Origin of the sequence: Streptomyces sp. G-G2, assembly GCF_030063135.1 — a bacterium.
In the GTDB taxonomy this organism is placed as follows: Bacteria; Actinomycetota; Actinomycetes; order Streptomycetales; family Streptomycetaceae; genus Streptomyces.
The window spans coordinates 25,321-40,623 of sequence record NZ_JASISO010000005.1 but is presented as its reverse complement, the minus strand read 5'-3'; the positions used below and the strand labels follow the sequence as shown (position 1 = coordinate 40,623).

The window sequence follows — 15,303 nt, the reverse complement described above, 5'->3', positions numbered from 1 at the left end:
CTGTGCTCCCAGTGTGAGGAGAAGGAACGATGGGGTTCGTCGAACGCGGGGAGAGTCTGCGGCGGCTCCCCCGGTCCGGGTGCCGCACCACAACCGGGCGCCGGACAATCATCACGTCGGGCTATCAGAACAACGATCTTTACGCCGATCGGTCGACGGGCCGCGTCGCTCCGCGTGGATACCGAGTACCGCGCCACCCCCGTGGCACAGTGGCCCGGCCCGAGCTCCCGGCACACGGCCGACCCCTCCCGGCGCCGTCGTTCCTTGAGCCACCACACCTCGGACCCGGTGGGTGCCGCTGTGAAGCCGTCCATTTGCCTCTGCATGATCGTCAAGAACGAGGCGCGGGTCATCGAACGCTGCCTCACCTCCGTCCGCGACGTCGTGGACACCTGGGTGATCTCCGATACCGGATCGACCGACGGAACCCAGGATCTGATCCGCGGCGCGCTGGCGGGGATCCCGGGAGAGCTCCACGAAGAACCCTGGGTCGACTTCGGGCACAACCGCAGCCTGAACATCGCGCACGCCCGGGGCACGGCGGACTACCTGCTGCTGCTCGACGCGGACCTGGTGCTCCGCCAGGACGGCCCCCTGCCGCCGCTGACCGCCGACTCGTACATGCTGCGCCACGACGGGGCCACCACCTACCGCATCAAGCGCCTGGTCCGCGGGGACCTCCCGTGGCGCTACGAGGGCGTCACCCACGAGTACCTCACCGCCGACCGCGACGGTGACACCGGACAGCGGAACCTCGACGCACTGTGGATCGCGGACTTCGCCGACGGCGGTTCCCGCCACGACAAGTTCGAACGGGACGCCCGGCTGCTCGGCGCGGAGCTGGAGCGCGATCCGCGCAACCCACGGACGGTCTTCTACCTCGCCCAGACGATGCGCGACATGGGCCGGGCCGACGAGGCCATCACCCTGTACGAGCGGCGCGCGGCGATGGGCGGCTGGGTGGAGGAGATCTACTACTCGCTGCTCCAGGCCGGGGTCCTGCGCGCGGAGTCCGGGAACTGGCCGGGCGCCATGGACGCCCTCGTCCGGGCCTGGGAGATCCGGCCGGAACGGCTGGAGGCCTGCTACGAACTCGTCTCACGGCTGCGGACCATGGGCCACCACCAATGCGCCCACGCCCTCGTACGGGCCGGACTCGACCGGGGGTTCCCCGAGGAGGACCTGCTGTTCACCCAGCCGTGGGTGTACCGCTGGGGCCTGCTCTTCGAGTACTCCATCACCGCGTACTGGACCGGGGACTACGCCGCGTCCATCCAGGCCTGCGACCGCCTCCTGGACATGACGGACCTGCCCGGCCCCTACCGGGCGCAGACCCTCGCCAACCGTGACTTCGCCCGCGGCCGCCTCACCCCGGTACCCGGCCCGGCCGCCGAGCTGACCACGGCCCGGCACCGATAGGGGAGCGACCGCGAGGAATGCCCGTGTCCGCCCTGCCCCATGAGGTTGCCGTTTCTCAGCTGAGCTGGACCTCCGGGCTGTAGATGTCCCACCACTGGGCCAGGTCGAGGGTCCGCTCCAGTCCGCGCCGCGACGCCTGCGTGACCCGCGGGGCGTCGCTGTGCGCGGCCCGGCTGATCCGTTCGCGGTCGACGAGGCCGAAGACCGGGTGGGCGGGACGCGCCAGCAGGTCCTTCACGTGGTTCTGGAGCGCGACCGCGTACTTGGGGTCCTGGGTGGACGGGTACGGGCTCTTGACCCGGTCGTACACGGACCGCGGGATCACGTCCGCGGTCGCCTCCCGCAGCAGGCTCTTCTCCCGCCCGTCGAAGGACTTCATCGACCAGGGCGTGTTGTACACGTACTCGACGAGCCGGTGGTCGCAGAACGGCACCCGCACCTCCAGCCCGACCGCCATGCTCGCCCGGTCCTTGCGGTCCAGCAGGACCCGTACGAAACGGGTCAGGTGGAGGTGGCAGATGCGCCGCATCCGGTATTCGAAGTCGCTTTCGCCGTCGAGGCGTTGGATGCCCGCGACGGCCGTACGGTAGCTGTCGGCGACGTACGAGGCGAGGTCCAGCTCCCTGGCCACGTCGGAACGCAGTACGTCGGCGTCGTCACCGAAGTCCCGGCCGAACCGCACCAGCCAGGGGAAGGTGTCGCCGCGCCGGGCCTCCTCGTCGAAGAACTGGAGGTAGCCGCCGAAGACCTCGTCGGCGGATTCGCCGGAGAGGGCGACCGTGGAGTGCTCACGGACCGCCCGGAAGAGCAGGTAGAGCGAGGCGTCCATGTCGCCGAAGCCCGCGGGGAGGTCCCGGGCGCGGATCATCCTCGCCCGTACGTCCGGGTCCGCGAGGGCCTGCGAGTCCAGGACGATGTCCTGGTGGTCGGTGCCGGAAGCGCGGGCCACGTCGTGCACGAAAGGCGTGTCGGACGTGCCGCGCAGCTCGCTGGCGACGAAGTGGTCGGCCTGTCCGGCGAAGTCGACGGCGAAGGTGCGGACCTGTTCGCCCCGCTCGGCGAGACGGCGGGCGGCGAGCGCGGTCATGGCCGAGGAGTCGAGGCCGCCGGAGAGCAGGATGCAGCGCGGCACGTCGGCGACGAGCTGGCGGCCCACGATGTCGTCGAGGAGGGAACGTACGGTGGCGATGGAGTCGGCGCGGTCGTCGAGGTGCGGCCGGGTCTCCAGCTGCCAGTAGACACGGCGGCGGGTGCCGGAGCGGCTGACGGTGACGACGGTGCCGGGCTCGACCTCGCGCATGCCGTCCCAGACGGCGTGGCCGGGCGTCTTGACCAGGGTGAACAGTTCCCTCAGCCCGTCGAGGCGGACCCGGGCGCGGGCGAGGGGGTTGGCGAGGATGGCCTTGGGCTCGGAGCCGAACAGGACACCGTCGGGGGTCGGGTAGTAGTAGAAGGGCTTGATGCCCATGCGGTCGCGGACCATCACGAGCGTGTCGTGGCGGCCGTCCCAGACGGCGAAGGCGTACATGCCGTTGAGGCGCTGGGGCAGGTCCTCGCCCCATTCGAGGTAGCCGCGCAGGACGACCTCGGTGTCGGAGTCGGTCGAGAAGCGGTGGCCGCGGTCGGTGAGCTCACGGCGCAGCTCGGTGAAGTTGTAGGCCTCCCCGGAGTAGACGAGCGCGACGGTGCCGTCAGGGGTCACGGCGGTCATCGGCTGGCGGCCGCCCGGCAGGTCGATGACCGCGAGCCTGCGGTGCCCGAGCGCGGCGGGGCCTTCGCACCACGTGCCCCGGTCGTCGGGGCCCCGGCAGGCCATCGTCTCCGTCATCGCGTCCAACGTCCTGCCCTCGGCCCGCAGATCACGGCCGAAGGAGACCCATCCGGTGATGCCGCACATGCGCTACCTCCCGTGTCCGGTCCCCCTGACGCGGCACTAGATCACGAGCCTGCGCCTCGGCGAGGGACGGGGCAACCACGCCCGCCCCGCACCCCGCACCCCCACCCCACCGTTTCCGGCCGCGCTTTACCCACGCCAGACCCGCGACCCGCCCACCACCGTGTCCCTCGGGCGAGATCCGGCCACGGGCAAAACTTCCCCCAACAACCGCCCCGGCACGCGACGGCCGACCGGGGGCCACGCCCACGCACGCGGGGGCAGCCCCCTTCCTGCGCGGCGCATCGGCGGCGGCGCCTGAGCGAGGGCGGACCGGGACCCCGTCCCCGTGGGCCGTACGGGCCCCGGGGCGTCCGAGCCCAGGGTGTCCCAGCCCACAGAGTGTCCCAGCCCACGGGGTGCCCGGGCCCGCGGGGTGCGTTCAGGGCTTCCGCCGACGGGACGGGACGCGGCCCGTACCGCTGCCGCACCCCTCCCCCCGTCATGGCCTGCCCGGGCCCCGGGCTCAGGGCCTGATGAAGACCTTGAGGCTCTTGCGGTCGGCCATGTCCTGGTAGCCGGCGGGGACGCCGTCGAGGGTGGTGGTGGCGTCGAAGACCTTCCCCGGCTCGATGGCGCCGTTCAGGATGTCGGGCATCAGTTCCTCGATGTACGCGCGCACCGGCGCCGGGCCTCCGGCCAGGCCGAGGTTGTGGCGGAAGAGGCTGCCCATGCCGATCGGCGCGTCCTCGTACTGCGGGACACCGACGCGACTGATGACGCCGCCCGGGCGAACGACGCCGAGGGACTGCTCGTACGCGGGCATGTGGCCGACGGCTTCGAGGACCACGTGCGTGCCGTGCCCGCCGGTGAGCTCCCTGACCTGGGCGATGCCTTCCTCACCGCGGGCCGACACCACGTCGGTGGCGCCGAACTCCCGGCCGAGGTCGGTACGCGCCTGGTGGCGGCCCATGAGGATGATCTGCTCGGCGCCGAGGCGCTTGGCCGACAGCACCGCCATCAGGCCGACGGCGCCGTCACCGACCACGGTGACGCGGGTGCGCTCGTCGACGCCGCCCGCGACGGCGGCGTGGTAGCCGGTGCCCAGGACGTCCGAGAGGGTCAGCAGGGACGGGATGAGCGCCGAATCGGCGGCAACGGGAAGCCGGACGAGGGTGCCGTCGGCGAGCGGGACGCGGACGGCCTCGGCCTGACCGCCCTCCTCCGCCTCGCCGTCCCAGAAGTTGGCCTGGGGGTGCGAGCAGGAGGTGTGCAGACCTCCGCGGCAGAACGCACAGGTGTTGTCGGAAATCGCGAACGGCGCGACGACCAGGTCGCCGCGCTTGACGGTGGTCACCTCCGATCCGGTGTCCTCGACGACGCCGATGAACTCGTGGCCCATCCGTGCGGGCCCGTCCCCCGGCCTCATCGAGCCGTAGGGATGCAGGTCACTGCCGCAGATGCAGGATCCGGTGACGCGGACCAGCGCGTCGGTGGGCAGCTTGATGACGGAGTCCGGGACGTTCTCGACCCGGACGTCGTGGGCGCCGTACAGGAGGGTTGCGCGCATGAGGTGTACTCCGTTGGGGTGACTGCCGACAGCCGTCGTCAGGGGGTGCGGGGCCAGCTCGGTGCCTTGTCCGGTTCAACCCTGTTCGGTGCGGGCGGTGGCCGCATTCCGGAAGCCCGCGGCATCTGGTGCCGGGCCCGGGGAGCGGACGACCAGGGCCCGTCAACACCCGGGTTCACCCCGAGGCCGAAACCGACGAGGACCAGCGGCGCGAGCCCGGCGGCGGGACCGGCCCGGCCGGCCGGTCAGCGGCACTGCGATGCGGGAGTACGCGGCCAGGAACGCGCCGGTCGTGGTGGCGACCCGGTCAGGCTCCCGTTCCCGTCCCCGTTGAGCGACCGGGACCCTCGTGCGCGCGCCCTCGGCCGGGGGTCACTGGCCGCCGACGAGTTCGCCCGTGAGCTTGCCGTGGAGATCGGCGCTCGGGTCGTTCAGGCCGGTGATCTCGACGGTCTTGCCGCGTTGGGCGTACTTCGTTTCGATCGCGTCGAGGGCGGCGACGGAGGAGGCGTCCCAGATGTGCGCCGCGCTCAGGTCGATGACCACCTTCTCCGGGTCTCCCGCGTAGTCGAACTGCCCGACGAGGTCGTTGGAGGAGGCGAAGAACAGCTCCCCGGTCACCCGGTAGACCACGGTGTCGCGATGCGCGTCGTCGGGCCCGCTGACGGCGGTGACCTCGGCGAAGCGGGCGACCCGCTTCGCGAAGATGACCATGGCGGTGACCGAGCCGAGGACCACGCCGACGGCGAGGTTGTGGGTGGCGACCACGGCCGCGACGGTGATCACCATCACGACGATCTCCCCCGCGGGCATCCGCTTCAGCGTCTTCGGGGCGATGGAGTGCCAGTCGAACGTCGCGAACGACACCATCACCATGACGGCGACCAGCGCGGCCATGGGGATACGGGAGACGACCGGCCCGAAGGCGATGCACAGGACCATCAGGAACGCTCCCGCGAGGAAGGTCGACAGCCGGGTCCGGGCGCCGGAGACCTTCACGTTGATCATCGTCTGGCCGATCATCGCGCAGCCGCCCATGCCGCCGAAGAAGCCGGTGACGATGTTGGCGATGCCCTGGCCGATCGACTCACGGGTCTTGTTGGAGTGGGTGTCGGTGATGTCGTCGACCAGCTTGGCCGTCATCAGCGACTCCATCAGACCGACCAGCGCCATCGCGAACGCGTACGGCGCGATCGTCGTCAGCGTGTCCAGGGTGAACGGCACGTCCGGCAGCCCCGGCACCGGCAGGGAGGACGGCAGGGCGCCCTTGTCGCCCACGGTCGGCACCGCGATCGCGGCCGCGACCGTGATCACGGTGAGGGCGGTGATGGACACCAGCGGGGCCGGGACCGCGGTGGTGATCCTCGGGAGGAACACCAGCAGCGCGATACCGGCGACGAGCAGGGCGTACGCGGCCCAGGGGACGTCGCCCATCTCGTGCACCTGGGTCATGAAGATCAGGATCGCGAGGGCGTTGACGAAGCCGACCATCACCGACCGGGGAATGAACCGCGTCAGCTTCGCCACCCCCAACGCGCCGAGGACCACCTGGAAGACACCGGCGAGGATGACCGCGGCGACCAGGTATCCCAGCCCGTGCTCCCGGTTCAGCGGGGCGATCACGAGGGCGACGGCGCCGGTGGCGGCGGAGATCATCGCCCGCCGCCCCCCGACGACCGAGATGACGACGGCCATGGTGAAGGAGGCGAACAGACCGATCGCCGGATCGACCCCGGCGATGATCGAGAACGAGATCGCCTCGGGGATCAGCGCGAGGGCGACCACCAGACCGCCCAGCACCTCGGTACGCCAGACCTTCGGGTCGCGCAGCCAGTCGGGCTTCAGGCCGCGCAGGCGCGCGGCCGCGGACACGGCGGTGGCAGCAGGGTCCAAGGCAGAAGACAAGGAAGTCGAACCTGTCGTGCTCGGGCGCACCCCCACGGCGGGCCGGGGCGTACGGGAGGACGCGGAAGAGCCGGGTCGGCACCCCGCGGACGGCCCCGCGAGGGACGGTAGCCGCAAGACGAAGGGGTCGGACGAAGGAGACCGGACCAGGAACGGGGCGCATGACCGAACCGAGCCCGTACGAGCGCACGGCCGGGCGGGCTCACACCCAGCGGCGGCGCAGCGTCACGGCGGGCAGACTGCGGCGTCGGGCGGCGTGGGCTCGCGCACGCATGTCTCCTGCACCATTCGGATCTTCGCGGGGGCACCAGCGACCCCGGCTCGGCGCCCGCAACTCTACCCTGACGCGAGAGCGGGTCCCGCTGGAGTCCTGAGGCGGACCACCGCGGCCGAGCGCCCCCTGAACCTCACCGCGGACCACCTCGGCCGAGACCCCGCAGGAACTGCCGCTTGTCGTTCAGGAATCCGTCGGCGAAGAGCGAGCGGGGAGTGAAGAGCCGGTGAGCACGGTCTTGGTGTCCGAGCCTTCGATGGACCGCCTGAGCAGTGAGTGGGTCGCGTCCGGATAGCGCTTGACCGCCGGCGCGCCGCCCGCGTCCAGCACCGAGCGGTACACGCGCCGCGTGTCGGCGAACCGTACGTCGAGGACGCGGCCCACCGCCTGGGCGCCCACGGCGCCCTCACTCTCCTCACCACGACGGACCTGCGCCGGGACCCCACCCTGGAACCAGCCGAACTGGCCCGCCTCCTGGCCCGTCGACGAGATCGCCGAGCGCTACCACCGCCTCAGCCGCATCGCCCGGCCCCGCCTCGACCGGCTCACCGGCCGCGCCGCTCTCTCCTCGTCCGAGGTCCTCACCATCGCGGTCGAGCCGGCTGCCGAACTCACCCGCGCCATGGAGCCCGACCCACTGCCACCGCCCCAGTTCCTCCCCCACCCCTGGCCCGGCACCCGGGCACGCGAACTCGTCGCCCGCTGCTGGGCAGCCCTCGGTGAACGCGACCACGACCCCACCCGCCCCGCCCTCTTCCGCCGCTACGCCGACATGGCCGGGGAGGCCGCGCCGGGACCCGGGGAACTTCGCGGCGCGTGCGGCGAGTCGCCTCTCACAGCCGGGTGGCCGTGCGGATCAGTCCGGCCAGGGCGCGGGAGCGGCTGTGCGGGGGCCAGGCGATGTGGGTGGTCACCAGGGGCGCGTCGGTGAGCGGGACGGCGGCGTGCGCGGTCCACAGCCAGGCGCGGGCGGAGGCGGGAATCACCGCCAGGGTGCGGCCGAGGGCGATCAGCTGGGCCAACTGCGCCGGGTCTCGGATCTCGGGGCCCGGACCGGGCGGGTAGGTGCCGTCCCGGCGGGGCCATCGGGGGAACGGCAGGTCGGGGACATCGCTGACGTCGGCCATCGACAGGAACGGGCGTGCGGCGAGGGGATGCCCGGCGGGCAGGATGGCGACCTGCTCCTCGATGAGCAGCTCCTCGCTGTCGAACCCGGCGAGGGAGCTGAAGAGCGGCTGCAGGAGCGCTACGTCGGCGCGTCCGTCGCGCAGGAACCGTTCTTCCTCACCGATTCCGCACAACACCACTTCGACCTCGGCCGCGTCGGGTTCGGCGGCGTAGGCGTCGAGCAGTTTCTGGAGGAGTTCGTGGGACCCGGCGGCCTTCGTCGCCAGGACCAGCCGGCTGCGAGGTGACGCGGCGCGCCGGGTGCGGCGGGCGGCTGCCGCGGCGGCGTCGAGGGTCGCGCGGGCCTCGTTCAGCAACACCTCCCCGGCACGGGTGAGGGCGACGCCGCGGCGGTTGCGTTCCAGCAGCAGGACACCAAGGCGCCGCTCCAGAGCCTGGATCGCCCGGGACAGCGGCGGCTGGGCCATGCCGAGGCGCTCGGCGGCGCGGCCGAAGTGCGACTCCTCGGCGACGGCCACGAAGTACCTCAACTCACGGGTCTCCAGAGCGTCCATCGCCCCAGCGTACGGTGGTGATACCTGGCGGGTATCACAGGAGACCGGATCGGTGTTGGAGCTCTGCCCGCCGACGGGACAGCATCGACGTCATGAGCGAGCAGAAGAGTGCGCTGGTGACCGGCGCGAACAAGGGGATCGGGTACGAGATCGCGGCCGGGCTGGGGGCTCTCGGATACAGCGTCGGAGTAGGAGCCCGCGACCGGACCCGGCGCGAGGCCGCGGTCGAGAAGCTCCGGGCGGGTGGGGTGGACGCGTTCGGGGTTCCGCTGGACGTGACCGACGACCGGAGCGTCACCGGGGCAGCCGACCTGGTCGAGCGACGGACCGGCCGCCTGGACGCCCTGGTCAACAACGCGGGAATCGCGGGGCCGTTGGGGCCGAACTGGGCGCAGGACCCCACCGCGATCGACGTCGGCGACCTCCGTACGGTCGTGGAGACCAATGTCATCGGTGTCATACGGGTGACCAACGCGATGCTGCCGCTGCTGCGGCGCTCGCCATCTCCGCGCATCGTCAACGTCTCCAGCAGCGTCGCCTCCCTGACGCGGCAGGCCGACCCTGATATCGAGGTCGGCCCGATCATGTCGGTCTACGCGCCTTCGAAGTCGTTCCTGAACGCCGTCACCGTGCAGTACGCCCGGCAGCTGGCCGACACGGCCGTCCTGATCAACGCCGCCTGCCCGGGCTTCGTCGCCACCGACTTCAACGGTTTCCACGGTCCCCGGACACCCGAACAGGGCGCGGCCACAGCGATCCGCCTCGCCACCCTGCCCGACGACGGCCCGACCGGCGGGTTCTTCGAGGACGACGGCGTCATCCCCTGGTGATCCACCGGGCAGGGGGCTAGCGCCGCGCCAGGCAACGTTCGCCCCGTCGCGACGCCCCGCACGCACTCTCTCCGCACCGGCCGAAAGCCCACGTACGTCCAGTACACGGGCTTCCGGCCGGCCCGCCCGGAGCACGCACCGGACGCCGCTCCTCAACGGGCAAACACTGCCTGACGCGGCACTAGGTCTTGTACGTCGCCATCTCCAACGCCCCGGCCTGGCAGGTGTCGCGCGTGCGGGCGATCGCCGACCTGCGCGGCTGGTCGGCGCTGGTCGCGCCGCAGATCGAACCTCGCCGCTGATACCCGATCGAGCGCCGGTGCGGGTGGGGGCGAAGCTCCTCCGCCCGCGCCCGGGCAGCCGTCTCGTGCTCCTCCTCGCGGTCCCTGAGCCGTACCCGGGTGCCGCGGACCTCCTCGCGGCCCCGGCCCCTACATGGCGGAGCGCAGCATGCCCGCGGTCTTGCTCATGGCGGCTCGCGTCGGCTCGTCGGGCGCGGTCCGCGCGGCTTCCTCCAGGAGCAGGGCCGCCGCCTGGAGGAGCCCGACGTGCACGGGTACGGTCTCCAGCCCGGTCAGCGCCGCCATCGCCTGGTCCGTGGCGCTCTGCGGGATGAGGGTGCTGACGCCGCGTCCGACGACGCGATGGGACTGCGCTGGTGTGCTCACCAAGCGATTCTCCCGCCTCCGCGGCTCTCGCGGCCTCCGCGGCTCGCGCTCATCCCGCGGTCCCGAGGCGTCCCGGCGCAATCCCGCTGCCCGGAGGCAGGAGTCGTACGTTGCCGAAGAGCCACCTCACCACCGTGCCGGGACGGAACGCCGAGGGCTTCGTCATGAGTACCGGCGAGCCGGAGACGACCGCGGCGGCGTGCGGTCTCCTGGTGCCGCGTCGGGCAACGTTCGCCCCGTCGCGACTCCCCGCACGCACTCTCGCCGTACCGGACGCCGCTCCCCAACGCGGCACTAGCCTGGTGGTGGAGTCGCCGAACGAGAGGGAGAAACCATGCGGATCGCTGTGACCACCCCGACCGGAAACGTCGGCCACCACGTCGTCGCCACGCTGGTCCGCGCCGGGCTGCGCCCGCGCGTGCTGCTGCGCGATCCCGCCCGGCTGGCTCCGCAGGTGCGGGACGAGGTCGATGCCGTCCCGGTCGACCAGTTCGATGCCGAGACGGTGGTGGCCGCCACCCAGGACGTCGACGCACTGTTCTGGGTGGACCCGTCCACCGGCAGCGAGGACCCCCTCGCCGATTACGCCCGCGCCACCGCCAGCGTGGTCCGCGCAGTCACCGAGAACCGGATCGGCCGCGTCGTCTTCCAGAGCAGCGTCGGCGCCGAGAAGCGTCACGGTGCCGGGGAGATCGACGGCCTGGCGTACACCGAAACCGCTCTGGACGACCTCGGCGTCGACGTCACCCACTTGCGCTGCGGCTACTTCTTCACCAATCTCGAACTGCAACTCGACGCCCTGCGGGCAGGCACCCTCCAGGTGGTCCTGCCGCTCGACCAGCCGATGGCCTGGGTGGCACCTCGCGACATCGCCGAGGTCGCCGCCACCCGTCTACTCTCCCCCGCCTGGTCCGGACGCTGCGTACAGGCAGTCCACGGACCCGCCGACCTCACCTGGCGGCAGGTCGCCGACATCCTCACCGCGGCCACGGGTCGGCGGATCGACGTCGAACAGATCACCGACGACGCCATGCGCACGCAGCTGCACGAGTCCGGGATGACTGACGGATTGGTCGAGGCCGTGCTGGGAATGTCTACCGGTCTGCGCGAAGACTTCGCGCCCGAACAGCACCGCACCGTCCGGACCACCACCCCGACCACCCTCGCCGCCTGGGCCTACGACCGCCTCCGGCCCCAGATCGTCGGCGCGTCGTAAGGAGCCCGGCCAAGAGCAACGGCTCCATCAGAACGCCCGCCCCCGGAAGGGAACACCGTGGCCCAGCGGACCAGCGAAGGCCCTCCCACCCTCGAACCGGCTCTCGCGTCGATGACCGTCCTGGTAGCGGCCGTCATCGTCCACGACCGGGCCACCCGCACCCACGCCTCCCCGAGCCCTTCGTGGCCGTCCTGACGTACCGGACAGAGCCGGTGGCGCCGCGAGGAGCGCCACCATGCTCCGGTTGGTGGCGCCGCGAGGAGCGCCACCATGCTCCGGTCGTCCGGCGCCGGCCGACGGCGCGGCGCCCAAGGGCTGTCCACTCACCCCCGGCGGGCGCACGACGCCGACTACGGCGCTAGAAGGTCGTGGTCCAGTCGATGGCGGCGGCGCGGGGCGTGCCGAGGGCCACGGCCGGCGGGGCGGTGCCGTCGTTGGAGCCCACGGTGTTGTCCCGGCCCGCGTTGAAGTTGTCGTCCCCGGCGTACTGCACGCCGTTGCTGCCGACGATGTAGACGTTCGTATCGGTGCCGGCGGCCAGGGCCGGGGTGGCGATACCGGCCAGCGCGCCCGCGGCGGCGAGCACGGTGAGGGTGGCCAGGACACGGCCGCGGACGGAACGCTGCATGACGGCGGCTTTCAAGAGGGGGCGAAAAGGAGAGAAGGGGTGGAAAGAGGTGGTACGCCCCAGAAGGTAGGGGCCGCGGGGGCGGGACACGCGCCGACACACAGGAGTGGGGTGGCAATGGCGGCGTTCGGAGGCGGCCGGTCCATTTATCGCGGAATGGGCCGTTCGCCGGACGGATCGTGCGGTTCCGTGGCGCCCCGGCGCCCGATGTATGTCTCGGCGCTCCGTCAATTCCCTTTCGTTGACAGGTCTTTGGCCTTTCTTGATCACTCCCTGCCCCCAGCGTGAACTGTTCCTGACAAGAGTGGCGCGGTACCCGCTGCGCGTCCGCGCGCAGTTCACGCACGCCTCACCACAGGGGATGACATGGGAAGCAGCCTCACGCTGCGACGCGCATCAGTGGTCATGGCGGCGGCGCTGCCGCTGCTCACTGGTGCGCTCGCCCTCGGGCTACCGTCCGCACAGGCCGCCACACCGGTGCCCGGCGGACGGGTGGCACTGGAGGGCGCCCGGCCCGGCTGGGCCTCGGACTCCGCCGACCAGGGCGGCGCCGCCCAGTCCGCCCGGGTCGACGCCCGGGTGTACCTCGCGGGCCGGGACCCGCAGGGTCTCACCGCGTACGCCGCGGCCGTCTCGGACCCGAAGTCGCCCTCCTACGGCACGTACCTGACCCCGGAGCAGACCCAGCAGCGCTTCGGCGCCACCGCCGAGCAGGTCAAGGCGGTCACGCAGTGGCTCCAGGGCGCCGGGCTCACCGTCACCGGCTCCGACCAGCACTACATAGCCGTATCCGGCGATGTGGCCGCGGCCCAGCGGGCGTTCGCCACGCAGCTGCACGACTTCCGCAAGGGCGGCGCGACCTACCGGGCCCCGGCCACCACCCCCTCCGCACCCGGCGCGCTCGCCAACGCGGTCCTCACGGTGACCGGCCTGGACAACGCGCCGCACCGCTCCACCCACCAGGACACCCTCCCCGGGCCCGGCGCCGGCTTCCGCAACGCGGGCCCCTTCTCCTCCTACTACGGCTCGAACCTGGCGAGCACCCTGCCGGACGCGTACGGCGCGAAGGTCCCCTACGCCGTCAAGGGCTACACCGGGCAGCAGCTGCGCGCGGCCTACGGTGCGGGCGGCTACACCGGCAAGGGCGTGACCGTCGCCATCACCGACGCCTACGCCTCCCCGACGATCGCGGCGGACGCGCAGAAGTACGCGGGTCGCAACGCCGACAAGTCCTATCGGCGGGGCCAGTTGAGCCAGGTCACCCCCGCCGAGTACACGCACACCGAGGACTGCGACGCGTCCGGCTGGTACGGCGAGGAGACCCTCGACGTCGAGGCCGTGCACGCGGTCGCCCCGGACGCGGACGTCGTCTACGTCGCGGGCGCCTCCTGCAACGACCCGGACCTGCTCGACGCGCTCAACAAGGTCGTCGACAAGCGCCTCGCCGACATCGTCTCCAACTCGTGGGGCGACATCGAGGCCAACGAGACCCCGGACATCGCCGCCGCGTACGACCAGACCTTCAAGCTCGGCGCCATCGAGGGCATCGGTTTCTACTTCTCCTCCGGTGACAACGGCGACGAGGTGGCCAACACCGGCACCAAGCAGGTCGACACCCCGGCCAACTCGGCCTGGGTGACGGCGGTCGGCGGCACCTCGCTCGCCGTGGGCCAGCACAACACCTACCAGTTCGAGACCGGCTGGGGCACCCTCAAGGCCACCCTGGCCGCGGACGGGGCCAGTTGGACCGGCTTCCCGGGCAACTACACCAGCGGCGCGGGCGGCGGCACCAGCGGCGCCGTCCGCCAGCCGTCGTACCAGCGGGGCGTGGTGCCCGACGCGCTCGCCAAGGCGAACGGCGCCACCCGGATGCGCACCGTGCCCGACATCGCGGCCATCGCCGACCCCAACACCGGCTTCCTGGTCGGCCAGACGCAGACCTGGCCGAACGGATCGGTGTCGTACGACGAGTACCGCATCGGCGGCACCTCGCTGGCCGCTCCGGTCATCGCGGGCGTTCAGGCGTTGGCCCAGCAGGCCCGCCACCTGCCGATCGGCTTCGCCAACCCGGGCATCTACGCCCGCTACGGCTCCCCGCTCTACCACGACGTGACGGACCACCCGCTGGGCAAGAACCGCGATCTGGCGGTGGCCCGCAACGACTTCGCCAACACCGCCGACGCCTCGGAAGGCGTACTGACCTCGGTGCGCAGCCTGGGCAAGGACAGCTCGCTGCCCGCGCTGACCGGCTACGACGTGGTGACCGGCGTCGGCTCCCCGGCGCCGGGCTACGTGGACTCGTACCGGTTCCCGTACCTGCGCTGACGGATCGGGTCCCCTGTGCGCGCGACGCGGGCGGAGTGCGCCCGCGTCGCGTGCAGGGCACCCATCAAAGCAATCCTTATGGACCGCCACGTGAGACCATTGATGCCTTATGGAGGCGGGCCGGTGCCTGTGGTGTGGAAGCCCGCTCCTGTCGGCATTCGGCATGAGGAGTTCGCGGCGATGAAGACGATCGGGCTGATCGGCGGAATGAGCTGGGAGTCGACGGCGGAGTACTACCGCCTGCTGAACGAGCTCACGCGCGAGCGCCTCGGCGGGCTCCACTCGGCCCGCTGCGTCCTGTACTCGGTGGACTTCGCGGAGATCGAGGAGCTTCAGGTCCAGAGCCGCTGGGCGGAGGCCGGTGTCACCCTGGCGGCGGCCGCGCAGGCACTGGAGGCGGCGGGCGCCGACCTGGTGCTCATCTGCACGAACACCATGCACAAGGTCGCCGACCAGGTGGAAGCGGCGATCACCGTCCCGCTCCTGCACCTGGCCGACGCCACCGCCGACGCCGTGCGCGCTTCGGGCGTGCGGACGGTCGGACTGCTCGGTACCGCCTTCACCATGGAGCAGGACTTCTACCGGGGCCGCCTCGAAGCGGGAGGGCTCGCCGTGCGCGTCCCGGACGCCGAGGGGCGCGCGCTCGTCCACCGGGTGATCTATGAGGAACTGTGCCTGGGGGTCGTACGGGAGGACTCGCGCGCCGCGTACCGCACGGTCATCGAGGACCTGGTCGCGGCCGGAGCGGAAGGCGTCATCCTGGGCTGTACCGAGATCGAGCTGCTCATCGGCCCCGAGGACAGCCCGGTCCTGGTCTTCCCCACCGCACGCCTGCACGCCGAGGCCGCCGTGCAGGCGGCCCTGTCCGTCCCCGGCTGCTGACACAGGCGCCGCCCGGCGCTACCGTCGTCTG

At 71.9% G+C, this 15,303-nt stretch carries 14 protein-coding genes and 1 pseudogene; 8 read left to right on the top strand and 7 right to left on the bottom strand.

The features are described 5' to 3' along the window. Positions 1-324 precede the first annotated feature (324 nt). On the top strand, positions 325-1,419 hold the full coding sequence (locus QMF80_RS05795; protein ID WP_283450129.1) for a glycosyltransferase family 2 protein: 1,095 nt from the start codon (positions 325-327) through the stop codon (positions 1,417-1,419). Positions 1,420-1,474: 55 nt separating this feature from the next. Here the strand turns inward: QMF80_RS05795 and asnB are convergent, their stop codons facing one another. The 4 genes from asnB to QMF80_RS05775 form a co-directional block, all read right to left on the bottom strand. Continuing rightward, complete coding sequence (asnB, locus tag QMF80_RS05790; RefSeq protein ID WP_283450128.1) at positions 1,475-3,316, bottom strand: asparagine synthase (glutamine-hydrolyzing); 1,842 nt, start codon at positions 3,314-3,316, stop codon at positions 1,475-1,477. A 502-nt stretch (positions 3,317-3,818) separates the two neighbouring features. Beyond that, the gene (locus QMF80_RS05785) at positions 3,819-4,862 is read right to left on the bottom strand and encodes a zinc-binding dehydrogenase (RefSeq protein ID WP_283450127.1); all 1,044 of its coding nucleotides are present in this window, start codon (positions 4,860-4,862) and stop codon (positions 3,819-3,821) included. A 372-nt stretch (positions 4,863-5,234) separates the two neighbouring features. Then, positions 5,235-6,734, bottom strand: a complete 1,500-nt coding sequence (locus QMF80_RS05780; protein ID WP_283450380.1) for a SulP family inorganic anion transporter — start codon at positions 6,732-6,734, stop codon at positions 5,235-5,237. Positions 6,735-7,224: 490 nt separating this feature from the next. Beyond that, positions 7,225-7,440: a hypothetical protein gene (locus tag QMF80_RS05775; protein ID WP_283450401.1), complete on the bottom strand. Its 216-nt coding sequence runs from the start codon at positions 7,438-7,440 to the stop codon at positions 7,225-7,227. Between QMF80_RS05775 and QMF80_RS05770 the strand changes: the two genes are divergently transcribed. Next, positions 7,391-7,972 carry a PaaX family transcriptional regulator C-terminal domain-containing protein gene (locus QMF80_RS05770; RefSeq protein ID WP_283450125.1) on the top strand — a complete coding sequence of 194 codons (582 nt, stop codon included), beginning with the start codon at positions 7,391-7,393 and terminating at the stop codon, positions 7,970-7,972. The genes QMF80_RS05775 and QMF80_RS05770 overlap by 50 nt on opposite strands. Here QMF80_RS05770 and QMF80_RS05765 read toward each other — a convergent pair. Further along, the gene (locus tag QMF80_RS05765; RefSeq protein ID WP_283450123.1) at positions 7,875-8,723 is read right to left on the bottom strand and encodes a LysR family transcriptional regulator; all 849 of its coding nucleotides are present in this window, start codon (positions 8,721-8,723) and stop codon (positions 7,875-7,877) included. The two genes, QMF80_RS05770 and QMF80_RS05765, sit on opposite strands and share 98 nt — an antisense overlap. 92 nt (positions 8,724-8,815) lie before the next feature. Here QMF80_RS05765 and QMF80_RS05760 point away from each other — a divergent pair, with 92 nt between their 5' ends. Together QMF80_RS05760 and QMF80_RS05755 are read left to right on the top strand one after the other, a co-directional pair. Continuing rightward, positions 8,816-9,553: an SDR family oxidoreductase gene (locus QMF80_RS05760; protein WP_283450121.1), complete on the top strand. Its 738-nt coding sequence runs from the start codon at positions 8,816-8,818 to the stop codon at positions 9,551-9,553. 185 nt (positions 9,554-9,738) lie between these two features. After that, positions 9,739-9,843, top strand: a pseudogene (locus QMF80_RS05755) (aldo/keto reductase); the annotation flags it as partial. 141 nt (positions 9,844-9,984) lie between these two features. Here the strand turns inward: QMF80_RS05755 and QMF80_RS05750 are convergent. Next, entirely contained in the window at positions 9,985-10,221 is a 237-nt protein-coding gene (locus tag QMF80_RS05750; protein ID WP_283450119.1) for a hypothetical protein, read from the bottom strand. A 334-nt stretch (positions 10,222-10,555) separates the two neighbouring features. Here QMF80_RS05750 and QMF80_RS05745 point away from each other — a divergent pair, with 334 nt between their 5' ends. Further along, complete coding sequence (locus QMF80_RS05745) at positions 10,556-11,437, top strand: NAD(P)H-binding protein (RefSeq protein ID WP_283450117.1); 882 nt, start codon at positions 10,556-10,558, stop codon at positions 11,435-11,437. Between the two features lie 57 nt (positions 11,438-11,494). Then, positions 11,495-11,632 carry a hypothetical protein gene (locus QMF80_RS05740; protein ID WP_502962779.1) on the top strand — a complete coding sequence of 46 codons (138 nt, stop codon included), beginning with the start codon at positions 11,495-11,497 and terminating at the stop codon, positions 11,630-11,632. A gap of 163 nt (positions 11,633-11,795) precedes the next feature. On the opposite strand, the gene QMF80_RS05735 is transcribed toward QMF80_RS05740, so the two are convergent. Beyond that, a complete protein-coding gene (locus tag QMF80_RS05735; RefSeq protein ID WP_283450116.1) occupies positions 11,796-12,065 on the bottom strand; it encodes a hypothetical protein in 270 nt (89 codons plus the stop codon). Positions 12,066-12,431: 366 nt separating this feature from the next. On the opposite strand from QMF80_RS05735, the gene QMF80_RS05730 reads away from it, so the two are divergent. Together QMF80_RS05730 and QMF80_RS05725 are read left to right on the top strand one after the other, a co-directional pair. Beyond that, entirely contained in the window at positions 12,432-14,390 is a 1,959-nt protein-coding gene (locus QMF80_RS05730; RefSeq protein ID WP_283450115.1) for a S53 family peptidase, read from the top strand. A gap of 180 nt (positions 14,391-14,570) precedes the next feature. Then, positions 14,571-15,272, top strand: coding sequence for an aspartate/glutamate racemase family protein (locus QMF80_RS05725; protein ID WP_283450113.1), 702 nt, complete (start codon positions 14,571-14,573; stop codon positions 15,270-15,272). Positions 15,273-15,303: the final 31 nt, after the last annotated feature.

What these genes read in the sequence shown, in the direction of transcription:
- QMF80_RS05795 (WP_283450129.1), top strand. Translation starts at nt 325, where the DNA reads ATGATCGTCAAGAACGAGGCGCGGGTCATCGAACGCTGCCTCACCTCC.
- asnB (WP_283450128.1), bottom strand. Translation starts at nt 3,316, where the DNA reads ATGTGCGGCATCACCGGATGGGTCTCCTTCGGCCGTGATCTGCGGGCC.
- QMF80_RS05785 (WP_283450127.1), bottom strand. Translation starts at nt 4,862, where the DNA reads ATGCGCGCAACCCTCCTGTACGGCGCCCACGACGTCCGGGTCGAGAAC.
- QMF80_RS05765 (WP_283450123.1), bottom strand. Translation starts at nt 8,723, where the DNA reads ATGGACGCTCTGGAGACCCGTGAGTTGAGGTACTTCGTGGCCGTCGCC.
- QMF80_RS05760 (WP_283450121.1), top strand. Translation starts at nt 8,816, where the DNA reads ATGAGCGAGCAGAAGAGTGCGCTGGTGACCGGCGCGAACAAGGGGATC.
- QMF80_RS05745 (WP_283450117.1), top strand. Translation starts at nt 10,556, where the DNA reads ATGCGGATCGCTGTGACCACCCCGACCGGAAACGTCGGCCACCACGTC.
- QMF80_RS05735 (WP_283450116.1), bottom strand. Translation starts at nt 12,065, where the DNA reads ATGCAGCGTTCCGTCCGCGGCCGTGTCCTGGCCACCCTCACCGTGCTC.
- QMF80_RS05730 (WP_283450115.1), top strand. Translation starts at nt 12,432, where the DNA reads ATGGGAAGCAGCCTCACGCTGCGACGCGCATCAGTGGTCATGGCGGCG.
- QMF80_RS05725 (WP_283450113.1), top strand. Translation starts at nt 14,571, where the DNA reads ATGAAGACGATCGGGCTGATCGGCGGAATGAGCTGGGAGTCGACGGCG.